Below are 25,198 nucleotides of genomic sequence, written 5' to 3' on the forward strand. Positions count from 1 at the left end.
AGACCTCTTACTGTTTGCCCGATTTACCCAGCGCTTTAGCGACCAATTGCTCATAAAGCTCGGCGTAGGGTTCGACTGCCTTGCACCAGATGAAGGGCACCGCCATGGCCCTGCAGCGCATGGCGTGGAGCAGATCAGGGTAGGCGAATACCTTGAACGCCCGCTGCAGCGCTTCTTGATAGCTGGGCACTGTGGACTCATCGAACAGAAAGCCGGTTACGCCGTTTTCGATGGTGTCGGCCAGGCCGCCGGTATTACGGGCCACTGGCAACGAGCCATAACGCTGGGCATACATCTGGCTCAAGCCGCAGGGCTCGTACCTTGAAGGCATCAACAGGAAATCGCTGCCGGCGAACATGCGTCGGGCATCGGTTTCATTAAAGCCGATATGTACACCAATCTGCCCGGGGAAACGTTGGGCCAGCGCGCGCATGGCTTGTTCTTCTTCCGGCTCGCCACGCCCGATGATCGCGATCTGACCGCCCGAGGCAACGATGAACTCGGCCACGCCTTCGGTCAGGTCCAGTCCTTTTTGATAGACCAGGCGCGAGACCACGGCGAACAACGGACCTTCAGACGCCTGCAGACCAAACAGCTCGCGTACATGAGCGGCGTTGACCGCTTTGCCTTGCCAGTCGCCGATGCTGAACGGGCAGACCAGATGCGGATCGGTAGCCGCTTCCCAGCTGTCATCGATGCCATTGGGAATGCCGCTGAGCAGACCTTGCTGGGTCTTGCTGGCCAAAAAGCCATCGAGACCACAGCCGAAAGCCGGTGTAGTGATTTCCTGGGCGTAGGTCGCGCTGACCGTGGTGATATGGCTCGAATACGCCATCCCGGCCTTGAGAAAAGACAGTTTTCCGTAAAACTCCATGCCTTCCTGTTGCAGGGCATGCACTGGAATGCCCAGCTCCGGGCAGCAGGCCAGGCTGACCACGCCCTGATAGGCGAGGTTATGGATAGTGAACAGGGTTGGTGTGCGCTGACCGCGCCAATGCATATAGGCCGGCGCCAGGCCGGCAGGCCAGTCGTGGGCGTGCACCAGATCAGGGCACCAATGAATTTGCGCCAGATTGGCGGCGATGTCGGCAGCGGCCAGACCGAGGCGGGCGAAGCGGATATGGTTGTCCGGCCAGTCGCGACCGTTATTGGCGCCGTAGGGCGTGCCCTCGCGCTCGTACAGCTCAGGGCAGATCAATACATAAATGACCAGGCCGTCGGGCATGTCCATGCGGCCGATCTTGCAGGGCGGTAGCGCAGCATGGCCGCCCAGCTCGCCGATGATATGGATCGGATTTTCGCTGTTGAGTACTTGCCGATAGCCGGGAATCAACACCCGTACATCATGCAGTTGGGCCATCGCTCTGGGCAGCGCCGCAGAGACGTCGCCCAAACCGCCGGTTTTCACCAGGTCGGCCATTTCCGAGGTTACGAACAGGACTTTTTTTCGATTGGGGTTCTGCCTGGGCGCCGGTAGCACCGTCTTGTTCGCAGGAGCGAAAACCGCTATCGGCACCGTTTCGCCGACCTGCTGATGAGAAAGCTCTCCTTGGGTTTCTACAGCGGCACTGATCATCTGTTTTTCCCCTTTTATTGATCTGTTCCTGGCAAAACACCAGAGATAGGGTTGGTCAACTCCTGTGACCAGGCGCATGAGCGCTACGCAATCGAGAGAATGGCACTGAGTACGCTGAAGCAATAAAGAGTGGATTGGCCGTTGCAAGGAATGCACCAAACAATGCGGCCTTACCTTAAACCTGACCTTTCTCTTGGGTAGAAAGTTTCGACTTTTTTATGCTGTTGGCCGATCGTTTTTCACCCGCGAAACTGAGTCTAGGCCAGAAGTTAGAAGGGGAGAGGCAACTTGGCAAAATTGTCCGACAAAATGCCAAGGGAGGCGTTCGCCTAGCATGCAAGTGTTACAGGCGCACTGGCGAAGGGCAGATAAATTGAGCCCCAGGCGCGAAAAAGGTGAGGGGATTGCCAGATGCAAGTGCGCGAAGAAAATGCGCTTGCACCGTGATAGTGCGCATAACCTGTGGGTTGTCGGGGGTTGTGTCAGGTCAACAGACGGATCGGCTGCCCGTTCGCCCAGGCCTGGATGTCGTCGATCATCTGCGAATAGAACTGCCGGTAGTTCTGTTCACTGACGTAGCCCACATGGGGTGTGGCCAGCACATTGCTCAAATGCCGGAACGGATGATCCACCGGCAAAGGTTCGCGCTCGAACACATCAAGCGCCGCACCGGCCAGACGCTGTTGCTGGAGCGCCTCGATCAACGCGCCTTCATCGACAATCGGCCCGCGGGCGGTGTTGATCAAGTGTGCAGTCGGCTTCATCCAGCCCAAAGCCTGTGCGTCCACCAGGCCTCGGCTGCGCTCACTGAGTACCAGGTGGATCGACAGCACGTCAGCCTGTTCGAACAGTTCACGTTTGCTGACCCAGGTTACGCCGGACTGCGCCGCGCGCTCGGCGGTGAGGTTTTCGCTCCAGGCGATCACGCGCATGCCGAACACCTGACCAAACTGGGCAATACGTTTGCCGATACTGCCAAGGCCCAGAATGCCCAGGGTCTTGCCGTAGAGATCGCCGCCCAGGCCTTGCTGCCAGTCACCGCTGCGCAGGGCGTTGGCTTCCTTTACCAGATTTCGGGTCAGGGCCATGATCAGCGCCCAGGTCAGTTCCGGAGCGGCGTGTTTGTAGCTGTCGGTGCCGGACACCTGAATGCCCAGCCCGGCCGCAGCCTTCAGATCAATCGCGGCATTGCGCATACCGCCGGTGACCAGCAACTTGAGCTTGGGCAAGCCGCGCAGCAGGGTTTCGTCGAACAGGGTGCGCTCACGCATGACGCAAATCACTTCGAACGCGCCCAGCCGTTCTTGCAGTGTTGCGCTGTCAGCCGGGTAGTCATGCAGGAAGCTGAGCTCGCCGATCTGTTCCAGGGCTGACCAGTCCACCACACGGCTGGCGACGTTCTGCCAGTCATCGATTACCGCGATCTGTACACGCATGGACGCTACCTCGTTATCGAGTGGGGGCACAGCAAACCCGTCGATGCTGTAATCCGCCGATTATGGCGACATTAATCAGCGGCAATCCGGTGAGTCAAAGGCTCACTGCATCCAGCCCAGGTTCAGCCATGCCAATATCAGGTAGCGTGCGGACCTGGCGAAGGACACGACCAGCAGAAAACGCCAGAACGGTTCGCGCATCACCCCGGCGACCAACGTCAGAGGATCGCCGATGACCGGCACCCAGCTCAGCAACAATGACCAGTGACCATAACGTTGATAATGCCGCTGAGCCTTTGCCAATTGAAGTCCCATCGGGCCTGATGTGCCGGGTTCGACGGGACTTTAATCAGCGCAGCCTGTCAGCTAACTGATAGGGGTATTGCAGATTTGTCAGGCTCGAGATCCACGGGCCCGTTCGCAAGGGGATTGAACGGGCGTATGGACATCGCTACTACTTATTGAGCATTTGCATTACCGCTTCGGGGTAACGCAGACCTGCGGTGGCATCCGCCGGGAAGATCGCTTCCAGGGCCTGCAACTCGCCAGCGCTCAACTTGATGTCCAATGCCGCGACGTTTTCCTCCAGATATTTGCGCTGCTTGGTCCCGGGAATCGGAATCAGGTAATCACCCTGCGCCAACACCCAGGCCAGTGCCAGTTGCCCGGCGGTGACGCCCTTGTCGGCGGCCAGGGCCTGCACTTGCTCCACCAGCCGCAGGTTCCGGGCGAAATTTTCACCCTGAAAGCGTGGGCTGAAGCGCCGGTAGTCATCGGCGGCGAAGTCGTCCGGGCTTTTCAGGGCTCCAGTCAGAAAACCCCGACCGAGCGGGCTGTAAGGCACGAAAGCGACTCCCAGACGCTGGCAGGTCGCCAGGCAGCCGTTATCTTCCTGATCGCGGCTCCACAGTGAGTATTCACTTTGCAGCGCGCTGATGGGATGAACCTTGTGCGCCCGCTCCAGGGTGTTGGCCGATGCTTCGCTCAAACCGAGATAGCGCACCTTGCCTTCGTTGACCAGTTCGGCCATGGCACCCACGGTTTCTTCGATCGCGACATCGGGGTCGATGCGGTGTTGGTAATACAGATCCAGGGTTTCCACGCCCAGGCGTTTCAAGGTGCCGTCGATCGATGTGCGAATGTAGTCCGGACGACCATTGACCGAACGGCTGGCCGGGTTTGCCGTATCGCGGACGATGCCGAATTTGCTGGCCAGAAATACCTGATCCCGTTTACCCCGAATCGCCTTGCCGATCAGTTCCTCATTGCTGTGAGGGCCATAAATGTCAGCGGTGTCCAGCAGGTTGATGCCCAGCTCCAGGGCGCGGTGCAAGGTCGCGATCGCCTCTTGGGTATCTGTGCCGGTGGTGTAGAAGTCGGTCATGCCCATGCAGCCAAGACCGATGGCGGAAACCTGTGGGCCGTTTGTGCCTAGTTGACGAGTGTGCATAGGTTTGAAGCTCCTTATAGATGACCGGAGCTATTGTTCTCCTCGACAAAAACAAGATAAACCGGCTAAAACCGCTATCACTATTTGTAATTTCTAAATAATGGTCGGGCAGGGCAAAACAATGGATCGTTTTAACGCCATGCGTGTGTTTACGCGGATTGTTGAATTGGGTGGCTTTGCCAAGGCCGCCGACAGCCTGCAATTGCCTCGCGCCTCAGTGACTATTCTGATCAAGCAGCTGGAGGCGCACTTGGGTGTGCAGCTGTTGCAACGCACAACGCGGCAGGTCAGTCCGACTCTCGACGGAGCGGCCTATTACCAGCGCTGCATTCGTCTGTTGGCGGATCTTGAGGAAGCGGAGGCGGTATTTTCTGCCGCTCGCAACAACCCACGCGGCACGTTGCGGGTTGACATGCCTGCCGGTATCGGTCGTTTGATCGTGATTCCGGCACTCCCCGAGTTCACCACTCTTTATCCGTTGATCGAGCTGGAAATCGGCTTGAACGATCGGCCTGTGGACCTGATTCGTGAGGGTGTCGATTGCGTGCTGCGTGGCGGGCTGTCTCTGGATGACTCGCTGGTGGCCCGTCCATTGGCACTGATAGGTCAAGTGACCTGTGCCAGCCTCGAGTATTTGCAGCGCAACGGCAGGCCGCAATGTCTGGATGACCTGGCTGGACACCAAGTGGTCGAGTATTTTTCCAGCGCCACGGGCAAGCGCTATGGCCTGGAATTTCAGGTGGGTGATGAGGTGCGCTTGATCGACTTGCCCAGGCAGGTCTCGGTCAACAGTGCCGATGGTTATCTGGCGGCTTGTGAAGCGGGATATGGCCTGGTGCAGATGCCTCGTTACCACGTTGACCGACAGCTACGAGAGGGCAGCTTGTGCGAGGTCCTGAGGGATATACCGCCGCCAAGGCTGCCACTGACTGCGCTCTATCCCCCGCACCGCCAGTTGTCCCGGCGGGTGCGGGTATTTGTCGACTGGCTGGTTGATCTGTGCTCCCGGGAGCAAAGTGGTTTCAAGCGCCCGGGAGGATGATCGTGGTTATGAGAAGGGGGGAGTCGAGAGGTTCACTGAAGGCTTTTTAGCGACGTTCATAATAACCATGGCCACCATCGTAATGGCGGTGCTCGTGCCAGCCACCTTCGCGAGGGAAAAACAGGCAGTCGCTCAGGGTCAGGATAATCAGCAGGGGAATCAGCATTGTGATTCGACGGAGCATTTCAAAATCCTCATGGTTAAAGCCGCGATGAAGCCAAAACTCTTCATCGGCTGTAACATGAGATCCCGTTTGTAGCTGCCCATTCCCGCACAAAGGTAGGGTCTTGGCATGCATCTGGATACAAACCGGATACACATTTTCAGGCTCAGGAACCCGCAATGACCCAGTCGCAACGTTTGAAATATTCGATTCTGATCTCCCTGGTGGTACTGGGGATCATGTTTGGCCTCTCTTACATGCAAAACGCCGGGATGATCACCGAAAAAATGTTCCAGTACATCGCCATTGGCGTGGCGGTGGTCGTGGTGGTGGTCAATGGCGTCATGCGCCGCAAGGTCAAGCCCTGAGTCGGGGCTGCAAGGTTTCAGTCTTTGCCGTGCAGTAGCGCGATAGCCTGTTGATTCAGGCTGTAGCTCTTGTCCGGATTCAGCGTGATCACACCTTCGCTGCACAGGCGCTTGAGCACCTCGCGTACGCTGAGAAAGGACAAGGGGATGTCCAGCTCCAACAAATGGCTGTGCACACCGCGCACGCCAAGCGAGCGGTCGTTCTCGGCCGCCGTCAACAAGGCGTCGATGACCTTCAGGCGAATCAGGCTGGTGCGCAGGCCGAAGCTTTTGAGCAACAGCCTGATCCGGTCATTGTTGTGGCGCTCAGCGCTTTTGCCGAATACATCGGTCTCACCACCCAGTGTCGGGCTGTGCAGCGTTTTGTTGCCATCCATTGGCAATTGCTGGTTGTACATGCAAAAACTCCTTTTCAGAGCCTGATCAGGAAAATGATGGGTGCTCTCTGTTACTAAGACGAATGAGTACACCAAATCATGAAGCGCCAGATGTAGAAAAATTGTCGGTATCAGGTTGCCGGCATGTCATCTACCCAAAATAGCTGACTCGACAACGCCGTCACCCTCGGCAGTGAACGCTCGTTCAACGGGCGTGGGATGCTGTTGGTCAATTCGCTGCCAAGGTTCAGTTCGACCTGGCTGCCATCGGCCAAGGTGATGTGACGCACATGGCTCTCGGCCTGGAAGTGTTCATAGGAACCTGGTAGCCAGCCCAGGGTCCAGCCGGTAAATGCCGCCAGCGGCAACGCCAGCAGACTGATCGCCGCGGCCAGGCCGTAAGCTCGCCATGGGTGGTGTGGCGCTGAAACGGGAGTGATTTGTGGCGTTTCTGTGCGCGGAAGTTGCTCCGAGACATCCCGGATTTTGCGCATTGCCTCGTACTCGAAGGCGTGCAATGGATGAATATCTCGCCATTGCTCAAACGCCAGGCGCTCGGCTGCCGTGCAGTCATGCGCGTGCAAACGCATGCACCAATGCGCGGCGGCATCCGTAACGGCATCGTATTCGGCTTCTGAGAGGGATTGTTCGCTCACTGACTCTTCCTGATTTCCTGCATTCTAACCTTCACGGGCAGGCGACGAGAATGGCGGTAATGGCAAATAGATATCAATGTGGAACCTGTTGCCCCGGAAAATACCCAAGAAAACAGCACATCTATCAGCAATGCCCGTCAATGGAGTACGAAAATGATCAAGAAAATCTCGCGCTCTTGAGCGTCTGCTCGAGCGACAAAAGTTGACAGGGCGCTCGCTAACCGTTGTTTAATCCGGGTGCCGGAATTTCATACGCTGTTGCCCCCTCCAATAATTAAACTGGAGCTTCAGATGTCTGCATCACCTTTGGTTGACGAAACCCTGTCAGAACGCATCACTTATGCTCAGTTGGTGGCGTTGTTAGAGAAAATTTTCCTGCGCCAGGGTACTTCCCTCGAAGTGGCTCGCGTCCTGTCCGAGAACTGCGCGGGCGCCGAGCGCGATGGTGCCCACAGTCACGGCGTATTCCGTATCCCCGGTTATGTATCGACGCTGGCGAGCGGCTGGGTCGATGGCAAGGCAGTGCCTGTCGTTGAAGACGTGGCATCAGGTTTTGTCCGGGTCGACGCGGCCAACGGCTTTGCTCAGCCGGCCCTGGCGGCGGCTCGGGCGCTTCTGGTCGAGAAAGCCCGAAGCGCCGGGATCGCAGTGTTGGCGATACGCAATTCTCATCACTTTGCGGCACTCTGGCCGGATGTCGAACCCTTCGCTTATGAAGGGCTGGTGGCATTAAGCGTGGTAAACAGCATGACCTGCGTCGTGCCCCATGGCGCCGATCGCCCGCTGTTTGGCACCAACCCGATTGCCTTTGCCGCACCGAGGGCCGACGGTGATCCGATTGTCTTCGATCTGGCCACCAGCGCCATTGCCCACGGTGATGTACAGATCGCTGCGCGCAAGGGCGAGCGCCTGCCCGCCGGCATGGGGGTGGACAGCCTGGGCCAGCCGACCCAGGACCCGAAGGCGATTCTCGAAGGCGGTGCGCTGTTGCCGTTTGGCGGTCACAAGGGGTCGGCGCTATCGATGATGGTCGAACTGCTGGCCGCGGCCTTGACCGGTGGAAACTTCTCGTTCGAGTTCGATTGGTCTAATCACCCTGGGGCGAAAACCCCTTGGACCGGTCAGTTGATCATCGTGATCGACCCCAGCAAAGCGGCCGGGCAGAGTTTCGCCGAGCGCAGTCAGGAATTGGTGCGGCAGATGCACGGGGTAGGGCTCAAGCGTTTACCAGGCGACCGTCGTCATCGTGAGCGAGCGAAGGCTGGCGAAGAAGGGATTCGGATTGCCAGCGCAGAGTTGACGCAGCTGCGCGAGTTGGCAGGACTTTGATGTGAAAAAGGCGAGCTGACTACGGCTCGCCTTTTGAACTGACGTATTAACGACGGCCCACTAACAAGCCGAGCACCAGACCAAAACCGGCTGAGATCGCCACAGTCTGCCAAGGATGCCCGCCTATGTAGATTTGCGTGGCATCGACCACCGGCTTGCTGCGCTCACGTACGCTCGATACGGCGTTCAGTGCCTGCTTGAGTTTCAACGCGACTTGTTCGCGCAGGCTTTCGCCTTCCTCGCCCACCAGCGAGGCACTGCTTTTGAGTAATTTTTCCGACTCTTCGATCAGCGCCCGCAGCTCGCTGAAAGCTTGATCCTTGATTTGTTCGTCAGCCATTTGCGCGGCGTTTTTCCGGGCCATCGAGATACTCCTTGCAGGTGAGTGTGCAGTGAACCATGGAGTCAGCTGCACGTGTAAAAGTTGCAGCTATTTTGTGCCTGAGCCGAAAGTCGACAAGAAATCCAGGCAAAGACATTTCTTCCTACAGTGTAAGATGTTGCCAATTTTACGCAGCAGGTAACTCCCATGAGCTTCAATCTGGCTAACCAGCCCCTTGCCGAGCGCGCTGCGCTTGAAGATGAAAAGTCCCGTCTGTTCGACCTTTGGCAGAGCAATCTGGGTAAAGCCAAAGGCGAGGGCGCACGCTTGTTCGGCGAGCGCGCCAAGCGTAAGGGCAAATGGGCGGAATGGGTGCGCTCGGAGCTGGATCTCATGTCTCCGCCGGAATTCGCCAACATGGTGCGCAGTGAAGTCAATCGGTTGATGGCGGCGAAGTAACCGGGCTTTCTTGTCAGTGTGTAGCCAGCTGAGCACAGGGTTACCCCCAAAAGATCGCAGCCTGTGGCAGTTCCTACAAAAAGCACGCCACTATTGCTTCCCGTACTTTTAGCACCACCGGATCGAGCTGAGTACTGGTGCGCCAGCCCAGTTCGATCGGGTAGCGTGGCAGCGTCAGAGGGCAGGGCAACAGCGTCAGCCCGGTGAGCGCCGCAATGCTCTGCGCTGCGTGGGCCGGGATGGTCGCTACGGCCTGGCTACCCTTGAGCAGATAAGGCAACGCCGCGAAGTGGGTGGTCGAGGCGCAGACCTGTCGGCTCAGTCCCAATCCGGCCAACCCCTCATCGGTAATCCCGATAAATCCTCCCGACGACACCAATATATGTTCGCGTCTGACGAATTCGTCGAGGTCGATTTCATGCTGCCCGTCGGCCAGGCTGGCCGGGTCCACCAGGCACAGATAGCTTCCTTCACCGAGCACCTGGCGGCTGAGCATGCGCTCGGCAAAACCACCGGCGGTGATTGCCAGGTCGATACTGCGCTCCATCAATGCATGGGCAACAATCTGACTGTGGGTTTGACGAAAAATCAGCCGCAGTTTCGGCGCGCGCTGTGCAATCTCCTCGATCAGCCGCCGTCCGTAGGCAATTTCGAAGTCATCCGATAAACCGATGGCGACCGAGCGACCTTCGTAATGGCTGACATAAGGGTCGACCATCGCCAGGCTTTGCCGACACTTGTTCAGTGCTTCACTGATCACCGGTTTCAGCTGGTTGGCACGAAGCGTCGGTGCCAGTCCGCGACCCGTGCGAACGAATAGTTGATCGCCATACACGTCTCGCAGCCGGCGCAACGCCGCACTCATGGCCGATTGCGTAACCCCCAGACGTAACGCCGCCCGGCTGGCGCTGGACTCGTCATGCAACGCTTCGAAAGCTTTGAGCAGGTTGAGGTCGATGTCGGTGATATTCATTTGGTTCATATCATTCAGCATTGAAATGGACTTTATTCATAGTCGATCGCGGCGGGAGAATGAGCAACACCTCATTGCTCATGGAGTTACCGCGATGCCCAAGTCCATCGTTGCTGCACTGCAAATAGGTTCATTGCCCGGCGGCAAGGGCGAGACACTGGAACAGATCCTCTCTTACGAAAGTGCCATCGTCGAATCCGGTGCGAGCCTGGTGGTCATGCCTGAAGCCTTGCTTGGGGGTTATCCAAAAGGCGAAAGTTTTGGAACGCAATTGGGCTATCGCTTGCCGGAAGGCCGAGAGGCTTTTGCCCGCTATTTCGCCAACGCGATCGACGTTCCCGGTGTTGAAACCGAAGCCTTGGCTGGATTATCCACGCGTACAGGCGCCAGTCTGGTGCTGGGAGTCATCGAACGCTCTGGTAGCACGCTGTATTGCACCGTGCTGTATTTCGAGCCCCAAGACGGCCTGGTGGCCAAGCATCGCAAACTGATGCCTACCGGTACCGAGCGGCTGATCTGGGGCAAGGGCGACGGCTCGACATTGCCGGTGATCGACAGCAAGGTCGGGCGAATCGGCGCGGCGGTGTGCTGGGAAAACATGATGCCGCTGCTGCGTACCGCGATGTACGCCAAAGGCGTGGAAGTCTGGTGCGCGCCGACGGTGGATGAGCGGGAGATGTGGCAGGTCAGCATGCGTCATATCGCTCACGAAGGGCGCTGCTTTGTGGTCAGCGCCTGTCAGGTTCAGGACTCACCGCAAGCCTTGGGCCGGGATATCGCCAACTGGCCGGCCGAGCGCCCGTTGATTGCCGGCGGCAGCGTGATCGTAGGTCCCATGGGCGATATTCTTGCCGGGCCGCTATTGGGCGGCGCCGGTCTGCTGAGCGCTGAAATCGACACGGATCAATTGGTCCGCGCTCGTTACGACTACGACGTGGTCGGGCACTATGCACGCCCGGACGTGTTCGAATTGACCGTGGATGAGCGGGCCAAACCGGGCGTGCGGTTTATCTGAGGCGTTGCCATTCTTCGCGGGTGATTTCCCAGGTATCGCACGGGAAGCGCCCGCTGACGAAGTTGCTTTCTTCGGTGTTGATCAGGCGCATACCGTCGCGCTCGGAGATACGCCGTGAGGCCAGATTCGGCGAGGCCTTGGGCACTCGCATCAGCGCGCGACCGAGGGTTTCGAACCAGTATTGGGTCACCGCCGCGCTGGCTTCACTCATCAGCCCCTGACCTTGCCATTGTGGTGCAAGCCAGAAGCCACGATTGTTGCCTGGCTCGTCCATCAGGCTGACATTGCCAATCAGTTGATCCGGTGCCGACTTCAAACGGATCGACCAGTGCCATTCTTCGCATCGGGCAATTGCTGGCAGGGCCATGCTTTGCAAATAGCGAAGTGCACCGTCCGCAGGGTAAGGCCATGGGACCATGGCATTGAGATAACGCACCACTTCCCAGTGCGGGAACTGCTGCTGAATGGCTTCGGCGTCGGCCAGCTCCAGCGGGCGCAGAATCAGCCGTTCGGTGTACAGGATCGGGACGGGTTCCATGTGCGAGGTTTCCTCCTTGGAGTGTGCGATAAAACGGCTTTCACGGTTCAGAGTTCAGGGTTTTCCCAATACCAGCCGCTCGGCCAGAAAGTCGACAAACACTCGCAGTTTTGGCAGCAGGTGTCGACTGCTCGGCCACAGAATCGAGAATTTTCCGCTGTCGGTCTGGTAGTCATCCAGCACCGAGACCAACGTGCCGTCGGCCAATGCTTCGCGGACCACAAAATCCGGGATAAAGGCGATACCCAGCCCTTGGGTCGCGGCGAAGATCAGCGCTTCCAGGTTATTGCTGATCAGCGCGCTTCTGAGTAGCAACGGTGGTTCATCGGCTGCACTGCGCAGTTTCCATTCCTGCAACTGGGCGGTGCCTGGAAATTTGTAACGCAAGCAAGCGTGCTGCTCCAGTTCCCTCGGCGTCGTGGGTGTGCCATGACGAGCAAAGTAGTGGGGAGCGCTGATCAGCACGAAGCGAAACGGTCCTAGCGTGCGCGACTTGAGCTGAGAATCCATCAACTCGCCGCTACGAATCACCGCATCGACACCTTCGGCGATGACATCGATCAGCCGGTCATTGAAGTCCAGGTCCAGCTCGATGTCCGGGTAGCGTTCGGCGAACTCGGGGAGGATCGGCAGCAGCATGCGATAGCCGACGGCAGGCAGGCTGACGCGCAACTTGCCCCGGGGTTTGTCGGTGATTCGTGCGAGTTCCGCTTGCGCCTCCTCGACTTCGCTGACGATGCGTTGGCATCGCTCGAAAAACAGCGTGCCCTCGTCGGTCAGGCTAATACGTCGGGTGCTGCGGTTGAGCAGTCGTACGCCGAGTTTTTCTTCAAGCCGCGCCACGCTTTTTCCGACCGCCGAAGCGGAAATCCCCAATCGCTCTCCAGCGGCGACAAAGCTGCGCATTTGCGCCGCGCGGACGAAGGCAAGCAAGCCATTCAAATTGTCCAAAGTTAGTCTCGATTCGAGCGTTTTAGTCCTTTAAATAGGGACTTTCGCCCTATTTATCGCTGATTGAAGCGAATCTACCATCGAATCGACTTGAATGCCGCGTTGTCGGCCACAGACACCTGAGGTGCAAATGAGCCGCGAAGTCGATATTTCCAACACTGTAGATTTCCCGTCCAGCACCCGCGATCCCTACGTGGTGTTGGCGGCGGTTTGCCTGGCGGCGTTGATATTGCCGCTGACGTTTGTCGGGGTCGCCGTCGCCACTCCGGCAATTGGTCGTGAGCTGGGTGGCAGTGCCTTAGCCCTGAGCTGGATGACCAATGCCTTCATGCTGAGTTTCGGCAGCGCGCTGATGGCTGCCGGGACGCTGGCTGATGAATACGGTCGCAAGCGAGTATTCGGTATTGGCATCGCGCTATTCGCCGTGACATCTCTTGCGTTGGCGTTTGCACCTTCGGTGCTTTGGCTCGATCTACTGAGGGCCGTCCAGGGACTTGCCGGAGCCGCCGCGCTGGCCGGCGGTTCGGCTGCACTGGCGCAGGAGTTCGACGGTGTGGTGCGAACCCGGGCCTTCAGTCTGCTGGGCACGACGTTTGGCGTCGGCCTGGCCTTCGGCCCGATTCTGGCCGGAGTGTTGATCGAGCACTTCGGTTGGCGCGCTATCTTTTTGTCCGCGACGCTTATCGGTGGTATGTCGTTGCTGTTTGGTGTGCCACGGATGCACGAGTCTCGCGACCCTGACGCCGCTGGCGTCGATTGGCCGGGCACCCTGAGTTTTACCGCAGCGCTGGTGCTGTTTACCTGGGGGATTTTGCAGGCGCCGGAAAGTGGCTGGAGCAGTGGGCTGGTGTTGGGTCTGCTACTGGGAGCGCTGGCGTCGTTGCTGGGGTTTGTCGCGGTGGAGCTGCGGGTCTCGCGGCCGATGCTTGATTTGTCGTTGTTTCGTTACCCGCGTTTTGTCGGCGTTCAAGTGCTGCCGATTGCCACCTGTTACTGCTTCGTAGTGCTGTTAATTCTGCTACCGATACGCTTTATCGGTGTCGAAGGCTACAGCGAGGTCGACGCCGGCTTGATGATGATCGCTTTGTCTGCGCCCATGGTTGTTGTGCCGTTTCTCGCGGCGCTGCTGACCCGCTGGATTAACGCCGGGGTGGTTTCGGGTGTCGGATTACTGATCGCCGCAGCCGGTTTGTATGGGCTCAGTTGCGTCGCGCCAGGACAGCCCCCGGCAGAATATGTGCTGCCGATGTTGGTGATCGGGTTGGGTGCAGGCATGCCGTGGGGCTTGATGGACGGGTTGTCGGTGAGTGTGGTACCCAAGGAGCGCGCTGGCATGGCCACCGGAATTTTCAGTACGACCCGGGTCGCCGGGGAGGGCATTGCGTTGGCGCTGGTGATCGCTGTATTGGCCGGATTACTCAAGGTTTCGATCAGCGACGCAGTTGCGGACTCAGAACACATTTCCCTCGCGGCGCAACAGTTGGCCAACGGCAACCTGCAAGCCAGTGCAGCGCTGTTGCCGCACCTCAGTCGTGAGGCGTTGTTGCTGTTGTATGCCAACGCCTTCAGCCAACTGCTGTATGTGCTGATCGGGATTACTATCGTCTCGGCATTGGTGGTGTTTGTGGCTTTACGTGAACCGCGCAAAACATGACGGGCTCACCAGACTGCGGTCGAGCCTGGCAGGCTGAGATTGCCTCGGTCAACGAAACGCATGGTGCCGAACACACCCCCCGCCAGTTTTCCGTGCAGCACGTAAGGCAGGTTGTCCAGGCTTTGGGTCTGGCTCAGTCCCAGCGTTTGACGCAACACTGAGAATGCCGAGATGCTCACCGGCACCGTCAGGATCGCTTCGGAGAAACGCGGGATCGAGCCGTGTTGATCGCTCACGCCACTGGCCAGTGGCCGCCCGTTGACCTCAAGATTCAGGGCCACGCCGTTGTAGTCGATCGGCGTTTCGTTGGGGTTTTGCAGACGAAGTTTCACCGCGAATCGTACTTCCAGACCCTGGCTCTGCAGCGGTTCGATGCCCACCACGTTGATGTTCAGCGGATCCCGGCTGGGGAACTGGGCGCAGGCGCTCAAGGTGAGCAGGAGCAGGGCGAGGGATAAACCGAAGAATCTGCGCATGGACGTGATCTCGAAAAGAAAAGGGCCGAACCGCCAGTGGCTGGGCCCTCGAGCCTCTCTAACGGTTCACCGCATGTTCAGCAAGATAGCGCAGAACGCGCCGACAGTGAGCTGGATCGATATTCCATCCTCACATCTTCTCCTTCGCAACGGGTACAGGTTTGGGCGTTAGCACTTTCACCACATCATCGATCACCGCCTTACTCATCTCCTGCAAATAGTGCGACGCCCAGGCATAACGGTCGGTATTTCGTTCCATCGCGGCATCTTCTGCCAGCATCTTCGCGACATGGAGCAAGTCGGACACGTGCGACAGCGCCTCTCGGATCGACACGCCACTGTTGACCCGGAACAGCGCCTGATCCGAATGGATGGAGAACGGCGTGAGGCCGATGGTTTTGAGGTCTTGGTGATCGGTCATTGGGCACCTCCGAGGGTCTGGAGGTGGCGCAGGGGGGAGGTTTGAAACGTGGCCGAGGGTGTAGTGCGGTAAGCGCAAATGCGGATTTTGGACGGATTTATGCTGTACATGGTCTGGCTCCTCGATTCTAGGGGAACCACCACCGTCTGCCGCCAAGCAGATGAGGGTGGCGGATTGCGCAGGATTGGCGGACCGGGAATCAAGGAACCGGCGAACCCGAAGGTTCTCCCACGCAACCCGCCATAACGCAGATATGCGGGCGCAAAAAAAAGCGCCTGCAATGTGTGTGGGAGGCGCTGTCGCGCCTTGATTAACTCAGGCCGCCAAGCCCGGTCGCTGAATGTGCAACGACCGCCGAAGGATAGCGGGGAGGTCGGGGGACTGCAACTCAAAATAACGCCGGAAAAATCTCAACCCGACACATCCCCTGTAGTCACTGCCGAAGGCCTGCGATAAGACCGGAAACCTTTGGCATCTCCCGCCGAGGCTTATGCCAAACCTCGTTTTAGAGTGCGTTTTTTCTGTCAGCTCCAGGTGCAGCGAATTCAGCGCACTTCCCACAGACTATCAATCCGCAACTGGCATCCGGCCTTACCGTTTGGGGTGCATTTTTAGCTTGAAGCCTGCCATTGGGCTTCCGGCCCAAGGATGGGTCGACTGAAAAAGGGATGCCGAATGAAAAATGAAGTCGATGGATACCATTGCGCCGTGTGCCGTGATCAGGCGTTGGCAACACAACGGGCGGAACGAACCAAGGACAGAGCCTTCTGCGCCGAGACGGCGCAACAGCAGAACGCAGCCCCTGACGATGGCAGGAGTCGGCAGTCCCTTGCACGAAACCCTGGCCTTGCCCAAAAAATTCTTCGCCAATGGTTTCAGCAAAATCTATGGCGAAAGCGTGCATACCGGGTTTATCGGGCTGTTCGACACCGTGGCCTCGGTGGGCGGCTGGAGCAATTTGGGCTATGTGCGTAGCCCCGCCACTCCGGGGGTCAAACTGCATCTGCACCCGAAGCTCTTTCGCCATGTGCTGCATCTGGTGGCGCGGGACGAGCACCGTGCCAACTTCGCCCTGAACCGTTTGGGCCCGGATCACACGGAAATCAGCCTGCCCGGCGCCCATTCGGACCTCGGCGGCGGCTACCGGGACGAGGCCGAAGAACGGGTGATGCTCATCCCGCTGCAGGCACTGGACGTGCCTGTGCACACCGATGTGAAAACCACCTCGATCTACCGCGACGCCCAACAAGCGCAAGCCACATGGCACGCCAAAGGCTGGCCCCTGGACATGTTGAGGCTTGTCACCCCCGAACCCGAACTACTGCCGGCCGACTCACAGGACCGTATGGCCCCGAAACACAAAAGGGTTTTTGTCGGCTTACGGCTCCAGCGTAAGGTCAGCGCCGGGCTGGCAAAGGTGTACTTGCGGGTGATGTACGAGGCGGCGAAAAAGCACGGTGTACAGTTTGAAGAGATCAATGAAAGACCGGGGTTACGTCCGCCTTCTGAACTGCAAACGCTATGCGATCGTTTTATCTCGGGCGACTACAGCACGACGCCCACCAAAGAGAAGCTGCTCAGGCACTGCTACATCCATAGGTCTGCCCACTGGACGCCGGGCCTGCTCGCCGGACCGCGCACCAGCAAGCTCGAGCTGATCTATGTCAACGCTCCGACGGCGGACGCCGTGCGGGTGCAACACCCTCATGTACCGGAATGGATGCTGTAGCCATGAAACACCTTTTTTTGCTTCTAGCGCTGTTATCTCTGAGCGGTTGCCAGACACCGGACCCGCTCTCCGCCAAAAATGATTACAAGAGCCGCTGGTGGTACATCGGTTTTACCGAACCGGCCCATATGACCGTGTGGGTGGAAACTTCCTCAGTGGAAGATATTCAAGGCCGGCTGTTTCGCGACGTTGCTGCCGGCGCTGCAGCACAGACGCTGGGAGAACAATTTGACTCTGAAGTAGCCCGCGGCTGGGATGGAGTCGGCGGTTCAGGGATGCCGGTTGTTGGCGCCGACCTGCCCAAGCGCATCTATGTGCGCTGGCAGTCGATTGTCGAGCGAAAAACCTACAGCGGCTGGATCGATATCCCGGAAGAAACCCGAAATCATGCGCAACTCTACGGCACGACGCTGTCACAAATACCCGGAGTACACCTCTAGATTCAGCGCATCTTTAAACCTGGGCCTGGCCCCCGGCGGAATCATTCAGGTCTGGGTCTGGGACGACTGCTTCCACGCCAACAAAGCCGACCGCGCCGTGGTCGGCATCGAGCCATTGGGGCCGGATCAAGGGATGTACGAAGGGTATTACGTCAGCATCAAAGCCGCCTCCAAGCGCTACATCGAACGCTTCGGCATCCCTTACGGAAGTTGGTGATGGAAACTCCTTTGATATCAACTCGAAGCTGGATCCCACTGACAGTGGGATTTCCACAACAGGCCCGAGCAATGCTGACGCAACCTCATGCCAGCCCCACGCGAAAATCCCCCGCAGCTGTCTAGGCCAGGGAAAACGCCGTCAACAAGTCCTCCTCGAATGCCCGCTGTGCATCCCCCGGCACCTGCGCCCGATGCCGGGCCAGGTGAAAGGCCACTTCAAAACTCAGGTCTTGTTGACGCACGGCCTTGAGTAAGCCTTTTTCCTCCCAGGAACGGGCGAAGTGGTTGGGTAGATAGCCGACATGTTTTCCGGAAAGGATAAAGGTGAGGGTGCCTTCGACCTGTTCCGAGCGGGCCGAACAGAGCTTGCCCTGGAAGGGTTCGGCGCTTCGCAGAAAGCGATAGGGGTGGTCGACCCGATCGGTGTTTTGCAGTGCTTCATCGTCCGGTGCATCGTTGGTGAATAGCGGATGACCTTTCGCGCAGTACAGATGCTGGGTTTCAGTGAACAGTTCGCGGTAGTCGAATGCGCTTTGTACCTGTGAGAAATAGCCGATCGCCAGGTCCAGCCGCTGTTGCAGCAATAGCCTTTCCATCTCGCCGGGCATGGCGCTGATCAGTTCGATGCGCACCGACTCGTCCCGCTCGCGAAAGCGCCGGATCGCTTCGGCGACCCGTTGCAGAATTGACTGATCGAGGGCTTCGGACAGGCCCAGGCGCACTTCACCGAGCAATCGACCGGCCACGCCGTTGGACTGATGGCGGAACGCTTCAATGGATTGGAACAGCTCGCGAGTCGAGCTGAGCAGTTGCTCGCCTTTGGGCGTCAGTTTGAAACCGCCTTTGCCGCGACTGCACAGCCGGTAGCCGAGACGGGTTTCGAGCTTGGCCATCTGCTGGCTGATGCTTGACTGGCTGAGACCGAGTTCACCTTGGGCGGCGCTGAAACCACCGCACTCCACCACGCTGACAAACAGGCGCAGCAGATGCAGGTCCAGATCGTGAATTTGTCCGAGCATCAAACATTACTCCCGGTGAAAGTCAGGATAATAAACTTAATATTTTTACAATGTATCCCTTGGCGCATCCTGCAGGCACTCCATTGCGGCAGGTGATTCCCATGTGTTCGGTTCTCAGACTCTGTTATCCCGCTCTGGCTTTGGCCATTGCACTGTCGGCGCAGGCCGAAGACAAAGTGGTCAATCTTTACAGTTGGGCCGATTACGTGGCGCCCGAGGCCTTGCAGCGTTTTGAACAGGAAACCGGCATCCACGTGCGCTACGACACGTTCGATACCTCGGAAGTCCTGGAAACCAAACTGCTCACCGGCGGCAGCGGTTATGACGTGGTGGTGCCGTCGTCCAGCGTATTGGCCCGTGGTCTGGCCGCCGGCGCCTTGAAGGAAATTCCCCACGACAACCTCAAAGGCTACGACAACCTTGATCCGGATTTGCTGAAAAAGCTTGCCGCTGTCGATCCGGGTAACCGTTATGGCGTGCCTTATACCTGGGGCACGCTGGGCCTGGGCATCAATGTCGAAGCAGTAAAGAAGCGCTTGCCGGGCGTACCTCTTAATAGCCTGGATCTGCTGTTCAAGCCCGAATACGCCAGCAAGTTGAAGGACTGTGGTATCGCCATTCTTGATTCGCCTCAGGAAGTGATCGGTCTGGCGCTGCATTACCTCGGTAAAGATCCCTACAGCACTGACAAGAATGATCTGGCCGCCGCCGAAGCCTTGTTGCATCAGTTGCAACCTTCGGTGCTGTACGTGGCCACCGGGCGACAGATCAGTGATCTGGCCAATGGCAGTGTGTGTCTGGCGCTGACCTATAACGGTGACGCAAGCATGGCTGCCGATCAGGCGCACAAGGCCAACAAACCGTTCGAGGTGACTTACCGGATACCCATGGAAGGCACACTGGTGTGGCAGGACAACCTGGCGATCCCCAAGGACGCACCGCACCCGGAAGCGGCGCGGGCCTTTATCGAATTCATGCTGCGCCCGGAGTCGGTGGCAGCGCTGACCAACACGCTGTTTTTCGCCACAGCCAACCAGGCAGCGACACCCTTGGTGGATACCGCCGTGCGTGAAGACGCCAATATCTACCCGCCTGCCGATGTGCGTGATCGTCTGTACGCCGACCGCAGCATGAGCCTCAAGGACATGCGTCAGCGCACCCGCGTGTGGACCACCTTCCGTAGCCACCAATAATAAGGAATTGTGTATGGATATCGCTGATTTGAATGACCAGGCCATGACCCGCGACAGCCTCTACGGGACTGCCGCTGAAAGCACCTACGCCGGCATCACCAGTTTCATGCGCCGCCGTTATAGCCGCGACTTGCGCGGTGTGGACGTGGTGGTCAGTGGCGTACCGTTCGACACCGCCACCAGCAACCGCCCGGGCGCGCGCTTCGGGCCACGGGGGATTCGCAGTGCCTCGACCGGGATCGCCTGGGAACGGCATTGGCCCTGGACCTTCGACCCCTTCGACCATCTGGCCGTGATCGACTACGGCGATTGCAACTTCGATTACGGCACGCCGCAGTCGATACCGGACAGTATCCAGGCCCATGCCGAGAAGATCCTCGCGGCGGGTTGCGCAATGCTGACCTTTGGCGGTGACCACTTCATCAGCTATCCGCTGCTCAAGGCCCATGCCCGGCAGCACGGTCCGTTGTCGCTGATCCATTTTGACGCCCACAGCGACACCTGGCCCGATGAAGACGGTAAACGCATCGACCACGGCACCATGTTCTGGCACGCGGCGAAAGAGGGGCTGGTGGATCCGTCCCGTTCAGTACAAATCGGTTTGCGCACCACTAATAATGACCACCAGGGCTTTCAGGTGCTGGACGCGCGGCAAGTGCATCGGCGCGGCTGCGACGAGATCATCGAATCGATCCGTGAGCGGGTTGGCGATAACCCGGTGTACCTGACGTTCGACATCGATTGTCTGGACCCGGCATTCGCACCAGGGACTGGCACACCGGTATGTGGTGGCCTGAGCACGGTGCAGGCGCTGGAGATTCTCGGCGGCTTGCGCGGGATCAATCTGGTGGGCATGGACGTGGTGGAAGTCGCACCGGCCTATGACAGCGCGGACATCACGTCACTGGCGGCAGCAACCCTGGCGATGGAGATGCTGTGCTTGTATGCGGCGCGGCATAAGGTCGATCGCTAGGGCTGTATTCGCTACAAGTCTGTAGTGACCTCCAGGCCGTCTTCGCGGGCAAGCCTGGCTCCTGCAAGTATTGAGCCGAATCGTTAGCGTTTCGCCATCCCTGGCCATTCACGCTAGAAGTGAAACCGTCTCCTGCCCAGCCATTCAACACTCAGCTGGTCGCTGATTCAAACCGCCAGGCGATGACAGAAGTACACCACCAGCACACCCGCCACCAAGGTCACATAGGGCAGCATCCCGGCCCGCCTGGCGCCTTCATCGGTCTGGATATGCAAGTCGCTGAGCATCGCCACCGGGAAGCTGCCCCTGTCCTGCACGTAGTGCCGATAGACGAAGACCGGGATAATCAACAGCGCCAGCAGCACCCCGGTGAACAAGGTGCCGGCGCCCCAGATATCGGCGCCCAGGCCCATGCACGCCAGGTTGACGAAGCTCAGCACGCCACCCAATGCCAGCAGTACAGTCGGTGCCTTGTATGGGCGCACCCAGTCCGGGCGGTCGAGGCGATGGATCCAGCCGGCATTGAGGTTGAGGAAGTTGAAGATGATGTAACTGACGTTGGACGCCGCGAGGACGAACACGTAGTCGGACATCAGCAACAGCAGCAGATTGAACGACAGGTCGGTCCACATGGCTGCGGTGGGAGCGCCGTGTTCGTTGGTGTGGCCCAGGTATTTGGGCAACCAGCCATCCACCGAAGCCTGATACAAGGTGCGCGAGGAGCCGGACATCGAGGTCATGATCGCCAGCAGCGTGGCGAGGATCAGCATGATCAACACCACATTGGCCACGACTTTACCACCACCGATGCTGTCGGCCATCGCCTGGCCAACGCCCATGCCGCTGTAGATCGCCGGTGACAGCAAACCGCTGTAAACCGCTGGCGTCACGACGGTGCCGTTGGCATCCAGCACCGCGGCGCTGACCAGTTGACCGAGGCCGAGACTGCCCTGAAACGCCATCGGCACCAGGGTGAACACCAGAATGCACAGCAGGCCGGCATAGAAGATCGCCTTGAACGTGTCGCGCTTGGGGTCTTTGAACTCGCGGGTGTAGCACACGGCAGTCTCGAAACCGTAGGTCGACCATGCCGCCATGAACAGCCCGCCGGCCATCAACGACCAACCGGAAATGTCCCACGCGCCATCGATGACCTGGCCGCCGGCGTCGTGAGCCAAGGGATACAGCGGCAGGAAGTTGGCCTGCAGCGCATCGCCGGTCAACAATGGCACCACGCCCACCAGCAGCAGCGGAATCAGCGAGGTGACACCGAGTATCAGGGTCAGGCGTGCCGAGCGCAGGATGCCGCCGTGCTGTATGACAAACACCCCGAGCAGAATCACCACGCCGACCACGAAGGTCGCATTCATGCGCAGGGACAGCCCGCTCTTGATCCAGCCAAGATCCAGCAAGGTCAATTGCCAGGTGTTGATCAGCGCGTCCGGCGCAAACAACGCGGTGAGGATGTAACCGGCGGCCAGCCCGGAGCCGATGGACAACACCGGTGACCAGGCCAGCCAGTTGCACCACACCGACACCGGCGCGATCAGCTTGCTGTAACGCACCCAGGCCACCGCACCGTAAACCGATGCACCGCCGGATTTATGCGGGAACAATCCGGCGATCTCGGCATAGGTGAAGGCCTGGATGAAACCGAACAGGATCGAAATGATCCAGACGATCCACGCCGGTTTGCCCACCGTCGCGGCAATCGCGCCAATGGAAAACAGCACCAGTGCTGGCACGCCGCTGGCAACCCAGAACGCACCTCTCCAGTCAATTTTGCGCTGCAGGCTGCCAACCGTCTGGCCAGCCTGCGATACGGTCTCGAACGTAGTCGCTTCCATTTCTGTGATCCCATGTAAGAAGAGTTGTCGGGGCAGTCGGAAGGTCAGCCGATACCCTGGCACTCGGCCGGATGCGTTGGCATCCGGTTCGGCGGCAGGGCTTCGGTCAGCGAGTGTTTTTGGTCTTGTCGAAAGACTCTTTGTCTCGCTGGTGGGCAACGCAGTAGCGGTATTCGGTGCAGCAACAACTTGTCTGGCCGATCAGCTGCGCACCCGGCATTTCTGCGGGTCGTAGAAAATCGGCGCCATGACCTGGGCATCGATGCGCTTCTGCAAGCCATCGACCTTGCCTACTTGCAGCGCGGTACCTGCTTCGCAGCTGGCGACATCGACCCGGCACAAGGCGATATTGCTGCCCAGCAGCGGTGAACGGCAGGCACTGGTGACCACGCCGACCTGGGCGCGACCGCTGTACACGCCGTCGCCGTGATGGGCGCCTTCATTGCCGCTCAGTTGCAGGCCTACCAGTTTGTGCATGGGATTGGCACTGCGCCGCAGTAGTGCATCGCGGCCGATGAAATCGTCGGTCTTGCTCTTGAGCGGAACACTGAAGCCGATCCCGGCCTCGAACGGATCGGTCTGGTCGCTGAACTCATAGCCGGCAAAAATAAGTCCGGCTTCGATGCGCAGCATGTCCAGTGCTTCAAGGCCCAGCGGGACGATGCCCAGCGGCTCGCCCAGTTGCCAGATCCGGTCCCAGACCCGCTCGGCGTCCTGCGGCTGACACCAGACTTCGTAGCCCAGCTCGCCGGTGTAGCCGGTGCGGGAAATCATCAGCGGGCAGCCGTCGTAACCATCCAGGCGCCCCACCAGAAAGCGGAACCAACCCAAGGCTTCCACGCCGGGCTGGGTGGCCGGGGTCCAGACCATTTGCTTGAGCAGTTCGCGGCTCAGCGGCCCCTGTACCGAAAGGTTGTGAATCTGCTCGCTGGCGGACTTCACCCAGACTTTCATGCCCAGCTTCTGTGCCTGCTCACGCAGCCAGACCCCGGCGTAATCCTCGCCGCAGATCCAGCGGAAGTTGTCCTGGCCCAGGCGCAGCAGGGTGCCGTCGTCGAGCATGCCGCCGTGTTCATGGCACATGGCCGAATAGACCACCTGACCGATCGCCAGCCGCCGCACGTCGCGCGTCAGGCAGTACTGGAGCAGGGCTTCGGCATCCGGGCCGATGATTTCGAATTTGCGCAGGGCGGTCAGGTCCATCACCGCCACTCGTTCGCGGCAGCCGTAATATTCATCGATGGCGCCGAAACCGTCGTAGCGCAGCGGCAACCACCAGTTGCGGTAGTCGGTGAAGCTGCCGGTCAGGGCGCTGGTGCGGGAGTGAAAGCCCGATTCGCGGGTCAGCGTCGGATCGGCATCGGCGGTTTTTCGAGTGGCCATGGCGATGGAAAAGCGCTCCTTGTCGGAATACACACGAATATGGATGTCGGTCGGGTTCCAGCCGTTGGCCGGGTCGATGTCGTCCGGGCACGACGAGCTGGCGCAGACCAGATCGGTCATGGCCCGCAGCAACACGTAATCCCCCGGCCGGGACCAGGGTTCATCCAGGGTCATCTGCTGGTGGGCATCGATCCCGGTGTTGTAGAAAAAATTGATCGCCGGCCAACCGCTGCGGGCCTGGACCCCAAACGGTTCCAGCGCCCGACTGAGGTTGTCACTGCAGTTGTCGTGCCCGAAATAGCCCTGGCTTTCGTAGTAACGGGCAGCGCAGGCCAACGCGAAGGAATCATGGCGGCCGACGGTGTCACGCACCACCTCGAGCATCGGTTGCATCTGCCGGTCGAAGAACTTCGAGAACAGCCCCGGTGCCGGATAGGCGTTGCCATTGAGGGTGCGGGTGACCGTCTGGTCCAGGTCCAGTTCTTGCCCGCGATCCAGCGCCCGGCGATTCAGGGCGACGAAATCCGAACACTGGCGTCCGGCGACGTCCAGCACCTGCAGGTACTGACCTTTGCCCACGGTGTAGCTGTGGGCGGTTCCGGCGCGGATGGTGAATTCATCCAGCAGCTCGCCCAGCGGTTCGGGCAGCGGCGGGACCAGCAGTGGCGATGGATTGGCCCGCTGGACCACGACGCGCAATTCGCTGGCGGTGTATTGCAGGTCAACCGCACTCGGTCCGCTGGGCGCGGCGACGATGATCAGTAACGCTTCGCCGGCCACGAAGTTGCGGCTGTAGCCGGCGGGTGATTGCTCATCCCACAGTGTGGCCGCGCCGGGGAGTGGATGAGAGGCGATGCCGCGCTTGCTCAAGCCTTGTGCGATGCGGCGTGCCTGCATGTCGAGCTCGGACATCCGCGTGGCGATGAAACTGCAATCGGGTCTCGCAGCCAGACCCAGCGCCGCCAGCGCTGAGCGCCCAAGGGCGTCGAAGGCCAGCAGCTCGCAGGTTTGCAGCCCTTCGACGTCGATCACTTGCAGGGTATCGCCGGCTTCCAGAGCGATCAGCGTCAGCCCGCCCGCGGCCACCCGATAACGCTCCAGAGCCGGTGCCCGGGCAAACAGCCCCGGTTCCCAGGGGGTCGAAACGCGCGGTGCGTTCATGTGCAGGCTCCTGTGCTTTTAAGTGCTG

At 59.3% G+C, this 25,198-nt stretch carries 23 protein-coding genes and 3 pseudogenes; 10 read left to right on the forward strand and 16 right to left on the reverse strand.

Annotation, left to right across the window (positions count from 1 at the left end):
• Positions 1-7: 7 nt before the first annotated feature.
• The 4 genes and pseudogenes from glgA to AC07W5_RS15575 all read right to left on the reverse strand — a co-directional run bounded on the left by glgA (position 8) and on the right by AC07W5_RS15575 (position 4,462).
• Entirely contained in the window at positions 8-1,576 is a 1,569-nt protein-coding gene (gene glgA, locus AC07W5_RS15560; protein WP_495023747.1) for a glycogen synthase GlgA, read from the reverse strand.
• A gap of 482 nt (positions 1,577-2,058) precedes the next feature.
• A complete protein-coding gene (locus AC07W5_RS15565; RefSeq protein WP_495023748.1) occupies positions 2,059-3,012 on the reverse strand; it encodes a D-2-hydroxyacid dehydrogenase family protein in 954 nt (317 codons plus the stop codon).
• A 102-nt stretch (positions 3,013-3,114) separates the two neighbouring features.
• Positions 3,115-3,318, reverse strand: a pseudogene (locus AC07W5_RS15570) (YqaA family protein); the annotation flags it as partial.
• A gap of 148 nt (positions 3,319-3,466) precedes the next feature.
• On the reverse strand, positions 3,467-4,462 hold the full coding sequence (locus AC07W5_RS15575) for an aldo/keto reductase (RefSeq protein WP_494991521.1): 996 nt from the start codon (positions 4,460-4,462) through the stop codon (positions 3,467-3,469).
• A gap of 121 nt (positions 4,463-4,583) precedes the next feature.
• Between AC07W5_RS15575 and AC07W5_RS15580 the strand changes: the two genes are divergently transcribed.
• Entirely contained in the window at positions 4,584-5,504 is a 921-nt protein-coding gene (locus AC07W5_RS15580) for a LysR family transcriptional regulator (RefSeq protein ID WP_495023749.1), read from the forward strand.
• A 46-nt stretch (positions 5,505-5,550) separates the two neighbouring features.
• On the opposite strand, the gene AC07W5_RS15585 is transcribed toward AC07W5_RS15580, so the two are convergent.
• Positions 5,551-5,688 carry a hypothetical protein gene (locus AC07W5_RS15585; protein WP_495023750.1) on the reverse strand — a complete coding sequence of 46 codons (138 nt, stop codon included), beginning with the start codon at positions 5,686-5,688 and terminating at the stop codon, positions 5,551-5,553.
• 158 nt (positions 5,689-5,846) lie between these two features.
• On the opposite strand from AC07W5_RS15585, the gene AC07W5_RS15590 reads away from it, so the two are divergent.
• Positions 5,847-6,035, forward strand: coding sequence for a hypothetical protein (locus tag AC07W5_RS15590; RefSeq protein WP_489071560.1), 189 nt, complete (start codon positions 5,847-5,849; stop codon positions 6,033-6,035).
• Positions 6,036-6,052: 17 nt separating this feature from the next.
• Here the strand turns inward: AC07W5_RS15590 and AC07W5_RS15595 are convergent, their stop codons facing one another.
• The gene (locus tag AC07W5_RS15595) at positions 6,053-6,433 is read right to left on the reverse strand and encodes a fe2+ zn2+ uptake regulation protein (RefSeq protein WP_494991525.1); all 381 of its coding nucleotides are present in this window, start codon (positions 6,431-6,433) and stop codon (positions 6,053-6,055) included.
• 134 nt (positions 6,434-6,567) lie between these two features.
• Positions 6,568-7,068 (reverse strand): annotated as a pseudogene (locus AC07W5_RS15600) (FecR/PupR family sigma factor regulator); the annotation flags it as partial.
• 291 nt (positions 7,069-7,359) lie between these two features.
• Here AC07W5_RS15600 and AC07W5_RS15605 point away from each other — a divergent pair.
• Entirely contained in the window at positions 7,360-8,397 is a 1,038-nt protein-coding gene (locus tag AC07W5_RS15605) for an Ldh family oxidoreductase (RefSeq protein ID WP_495011905.1), read from the forward strand.
• Between the two features lie 46 nt (positions 8,398-8,443).
• Here AC07W5_RS15605 and AC07W5_RS15610 read toward each other — a convergent pair whose 3' ends face one another.
• A complete protein-coding gene (locus tag AC07W5_RS15610; protein WP_494991527.1) occupies positions 8,444-8,761 on the reverse strand; it encodes an ElaB/YgaM/YqjD family protein in 318 nt (105 codons plus the stop codon).
• 165 nt (positions 8,762-8,926) lie between these two features.
• Between AC07W5_RS15610 and AC07W5_RS15615 the strand changes: the two genes are divergently transcribed.
• The gene (locus tag AC07W5_RS15615) at positions 8,927-9,178 is read left to right on the forward strand and encodes a hypothetical protein (protein ID WP_494991528.1); all 252 of its coding nucleotides are present in this window, start codon (positions 8,927-8,929) and stop codon (positions 9,176-9,178) included.
• A 73-nt stretch (positions 9,179-9,251) separates the two neighbouring features.
• Here the strand turns inward: AC07W5_RS15615 and AC07W5_RS15620 are convergent, their stop codons facing one another.
• Complete coding sequence (locus AC07W5_RS15620) at positions 9,252-10,160, reverse strand: LysR family transcriptional regulator (RefSeq protein ID WP_495023751.1); 909 nt, start codon at positions 10,158-10,160, stop codon at positions 9,252-9,254.
• Between the two features lie 85 nt (positions 10,161-10,245).
• Between AC07W5_RS15620 and AC07W5_RS15625 the strand changes: the two genes are divergently transcribed.
• A complete protein-coding gene (locus AC07W5_RS15625; RefSeq protein WP_495023752.1) occupies positions 10,246-11,166 on the forward strand; it encodes a carbon-nitrogen hydrolase family protein in 921 nt (306 codons plus the stop codon).
• Here AC07W5_RS15625 and AC07W5_RS15630 read toward each other — a convergent pair.
• Positions 11,159-11,704: a GNAT family N-acetyltransferase gene (locus AC07W5_RS15630; protein ID WP_495023753.1), complete on the reverse strand. Its 546-nt coding sequence runs from the start codon at positions 11,702-11,704 to the stop codon at positions 11,159-11,161. The genes AC07W5_RS15625 and AC07W5_RS15630 overlap by 8 nt on opposite strands.
• 54 nt (positions 11,705-11,758) lie before the next feature.
• Positions 11,759-12,655, reverse strand: a complete 897-nt coding sequence (locus AC07W5_RS15635) for a LysR family transcriptional regulator (RefSeq protein ID WP_494991532.1) — start codon at positions 12,653-12,655, stop codon at positions 11,759-11,761.
• A gap of 130 nt (positions 12,656-12,785) precedes the next feature.
• Here AC07W5_RS15635 and AC07W5_RS15640 point away from each other — a divergent pair, with 130 nt between their 5' ends.
• On the forward strand, positions 12,786-14,309 hold the full coding sequence (locus tag AC07W5_RS15640) for an MFS transporter (RefSeq protein WP_495023754.1): 1,524 nt from the start codon (positions 12,786-12,788) through the stop codon (positions 14,307-14,309).
• A 5-nt stretch (positions 14,310-14,314) separates the two neighbouring features.
• Here the strand turns inward: AC07W5_RS15640 and AC07W5_RS15645 are convergent, their stop codons facing one another.
• Complete coding sequence (locus AC07W5_RS15645; protein WP_494991534.1) at positions 14,315-14,785, reverse strand: LEA/WHy family protein; 471 nt, start codon at positions 14,783-14,785, stop codon at positions 14,315-14,317.
• A 130-nt stretch (positions 14,786-14,915) separates the two neighbouring features.
• Positions 14,916-15,206 (reverse strand): DUF3077 domain-containing protein, encoded by a 291-nt coding sequence (locus AC07W5_RS15650; RefSeq protein WP_495011910.1) that lies wholly within the window; start codon positions 15,204-15,206, stop codon positions 14,916-14,918.
• 691 nt (positions 15,207-15,897) lie between these two features.
• On the opposite strand from AC07W5_RS15650, the gene AC07W5_RS15655 reads away from it, so the two are divergent.
• Together AC07W5_RS15655 and AC07W5_RS15660 are read left to right on the forward strand one after the other, a co-directional pair.
• Positions 15,898-16,935: a phospholipase effector Tle1 domain-containing protein gene (locus AC07W5_RS15655; RefSeq protein WP_495023834.1), complete on the forward strand. Its 1,038-nt coding sequence runs from the start codon at positions 15,898-15,900 to the stop codon at positions 16,933-16,935.
• Between the two features lie 128 nt (positions 16,936-17,063).
• Positions 17,064-17,592 (forward strand): annotated as a pseudogene (locus tag AC07W5_RS15660) (DUF2931 family protein).
• A 121-nt stretch (positions 17,593-17,713) separates the two neighbouring features.
• On the opposite strand, the gene AC07W5_RS15665 reads toward AC07W5_RS15660, so the two are convergent.
• Entirely contained in the window at positions 17,714-18,613 is a 900-nt protein-coding gene (locus tag AC07W5_RS15665) for a LysR family transcriptional regulator (RefSeq protein ID WP_495023755.1), read from the reverse strand.
• Positions 18,614-18,714: 101 nt separating this feature from the next.
• Here AC07W5_RS15665 and AC07W5_RS15670 point away from each other — a divergent pair, with 101 nt between their 5' ends.
• On the forward strand, positions 18,715-19,806 hold the full coding sequence (locus AC07W5_RS15670) for a polyamine ABC transporter substrate-binding protein (protein ID WP_494991539.1): 1,092 nt from the start codon (positions 18,715-18,717) through the stop codon (positions 19,804-19,806).
• A gap of 13 nt (positions 19,807-19,819) precedes the next feature.
• Positions 19,820-20,779 carry an agmatinase gene (speB, locus tag AC07W5_RS15675; RefSeq protein WP_495023756.1) on the forward strand — a complete coding sequence of 320 codons (960 nt, stop codon included), beginning with the start codon at positions 19,820-19,822 and terminating at the stop codon, positions 20,777-20,779.
• 167 nt (positions 20,780-20,946) lie between these two features.
• Here speB and AC07W5_RS15680 read toward each other — a convergent pair whose 3' ends face one another.
• Positions 20,947-22,626 carry an APC family permease gene (locus AC07W5_RS15680; protein ID WP_495011915.1) on the reverse strand — a complete coding sequence of 560 codons (1,680 nt, stop codon included), beginning with the start codon at positions 22,624-22,626 and terminating at the stop codon, positions 20,947-20,949.
• Between the two features lie 201 nt (positions 22,627-22,827).
• Positions 22,828-25,170, reverse strand: coding sequence for a trimethylamine N-oxide demethylase (locus AC07W5_RS15685; protein ID WP_495023757.1), 2,343 nt, complete (start codon positions 25,168-25,170; stop codon positions 22,828-22,830).
• Positions 25,171-25,198: the final 28 nt, after the last annotated feature.

The organism is Pseudomonas sp. GW821-FHT01E05 (assembly GCF_059422425.1).

Excerpts from the sequence above, each read along its gene's own strand:
- AC07W5_RS15615 (WP_494991528.1), top strand. The coding sequence starts at position 8,927 with ATGAGCTTCAATCTGGCTAACCAGCCCCTTGCCGAGCGCGCTGCGCTT.
- AC07W5_RS15665 (WP_495023755.1), bottom strand. The coding sequence starts at position 18,613 with ATGCTCGGACAAATTCACGATCTGGACCTGCATCTGCTGCGCCTGTTT.
- AC07W5_RS15585 (WP_495023750.1), bottom strand. The coding sequence starts at position 5,688 with ATGCTCCGTCGAATCACAATGCTGATTCCCCTGCTGATTATCCTGACC.
- AC07W5_RS15605 (WP_495011905.1), top strand. The coding sequence starts at position 7,360 with ATGTCTGCATCACCTTTGGTTGACGAAACCCTGTCAGAACGCATCACT.
- AC07W5_RS15650 (WP_495011910.1), bottom strand. The coding sequence starts at position 15,206 with ATGACCGATCACCAAGACCTCAAAACCATCGGCCTCACGCCGTTCTCC.
- AC07W5_RS15595 (WP_494991525.1), bottom strand. The coding sequence starts at position 6,433 with ATGTACAACCAGCAATTGCCAATGGATGGCAACAAAACGCTGCACAGC.
- AC07W5_RS15645 (WP_494991534.1), bottom strand. The coding sequence starts at position 14,785 with ATGCGCAGATTCTTCGGTTTATCCCTCGCCCTGCTCCTGCTCACCTTG.
- AC07W5_RS15580 (WP_495023749.1), top strand. The coding sequence starts at position 4,584 with ATGGATCGTTTTAACGCCATGCGTGTGTTTACGCGGATTGTTGAATTG.
- speB (WP_495023756.1), top strand. The coding sequence starts at position 19,820 with ATGGATATCGCTGATTTGAATGACCAGGCCATGACCCGCGACAGCCTC.
- AC07W5_RS15655 (WP_495023834.1), top strand. The coding sequence starts at position 15,898 with ATGGATACCATTGCGCCGTGTGCCGTGATCAGGCGTTGGCAACACAAC.
- AC07W5_RS15630 (WP_495023753.1), bottom strand. The coding sequence starts at position 11,704 with ATGGAACCCGTCCCGATCCTGTACACCGAACGGCTGATTCTGCGCCCG.
- AC07W5_RS15670 (WP_494991539.1), top strand. The coding sequence starts at position 18,715 with ATGTGTTCGGTTCTCAGACTCTGTTATCCCGCTCTGGCTTTGGCCATT.
- AC07W5_RS15575 (WP_494991521.1), bottom strand. The coding sequence starts at position 4,462 with ATGCACACTCGTCAACTAGGCACAAACGGCCCACAGGTTTCCGCCATC.
- AC07W5_RS15620 (WP_495023751.1), bottom strand. The coding sequence starts at position 10,160 with ATGAACCAAATGAATATCACCGACATCGACCTCAACCTGCTCAAAGCT.
- AC07W5_RS15685 (WP_495023757.1), bottom strand. The coding sequence starts at position 25,170 with ATGAACGCACCGCGCGTTTCGACCCCCTGGGAACCGGGGCTGTTTGCC.
- AC07W5_RS15680 (WP_495011915.1), bottom strand. The coding sequence starts at position 22,626 with ATGGAAGCGACTACGTTCGAGACCGTATCGCAGGCTGGCCAGACGGTT.
- AC07W5_RS15565 (WP_495023748.1), bottom strand. The coding sequence starts at position 3,012 with ATGCGTGTACAGATCGCGGTAATCGATGACTGGCAGAACGTCGCCAGC.
- AC07W5_RS15610 (WP_494991527.1), bottom strand. The coding sequence starts at position 8,761 with ATGGCCCGGAAAAACGCCGCGCAAATGGCTGACGAACAAATCAAGGAT.
- glgA (WP_495023747.1), bottom strand. The coding sequence starts at position 1,576 with ATGATCAGTGCCGCTGTAGAAACCCAAGGAGAGCTTTCTCATCAGCAG.
- AC07W5_RS15625 (WP_495023752.1), top strand. The coding sequence starts at position 10,246 with ATGCCCAAGTCCATCGTTGCTGCACTGCAAATAGGTTCATTGCCCGGC.
- AC07W5_RS15640 (WP_495023754.1), top strand. The coding sequence starts at position 12,786 with ATGAGCCGCGAAGTCGATATTTCCAACACTGTAGATTTCCCGTCCAGC.
- AC07W5_RS15590 (WP_489071560.1), top strand. The coding sequence starts at position 5,847 with ATGACCCAGTCGCAACGTTTGAAATATTCGATTCTGATCTCCCTGGTG.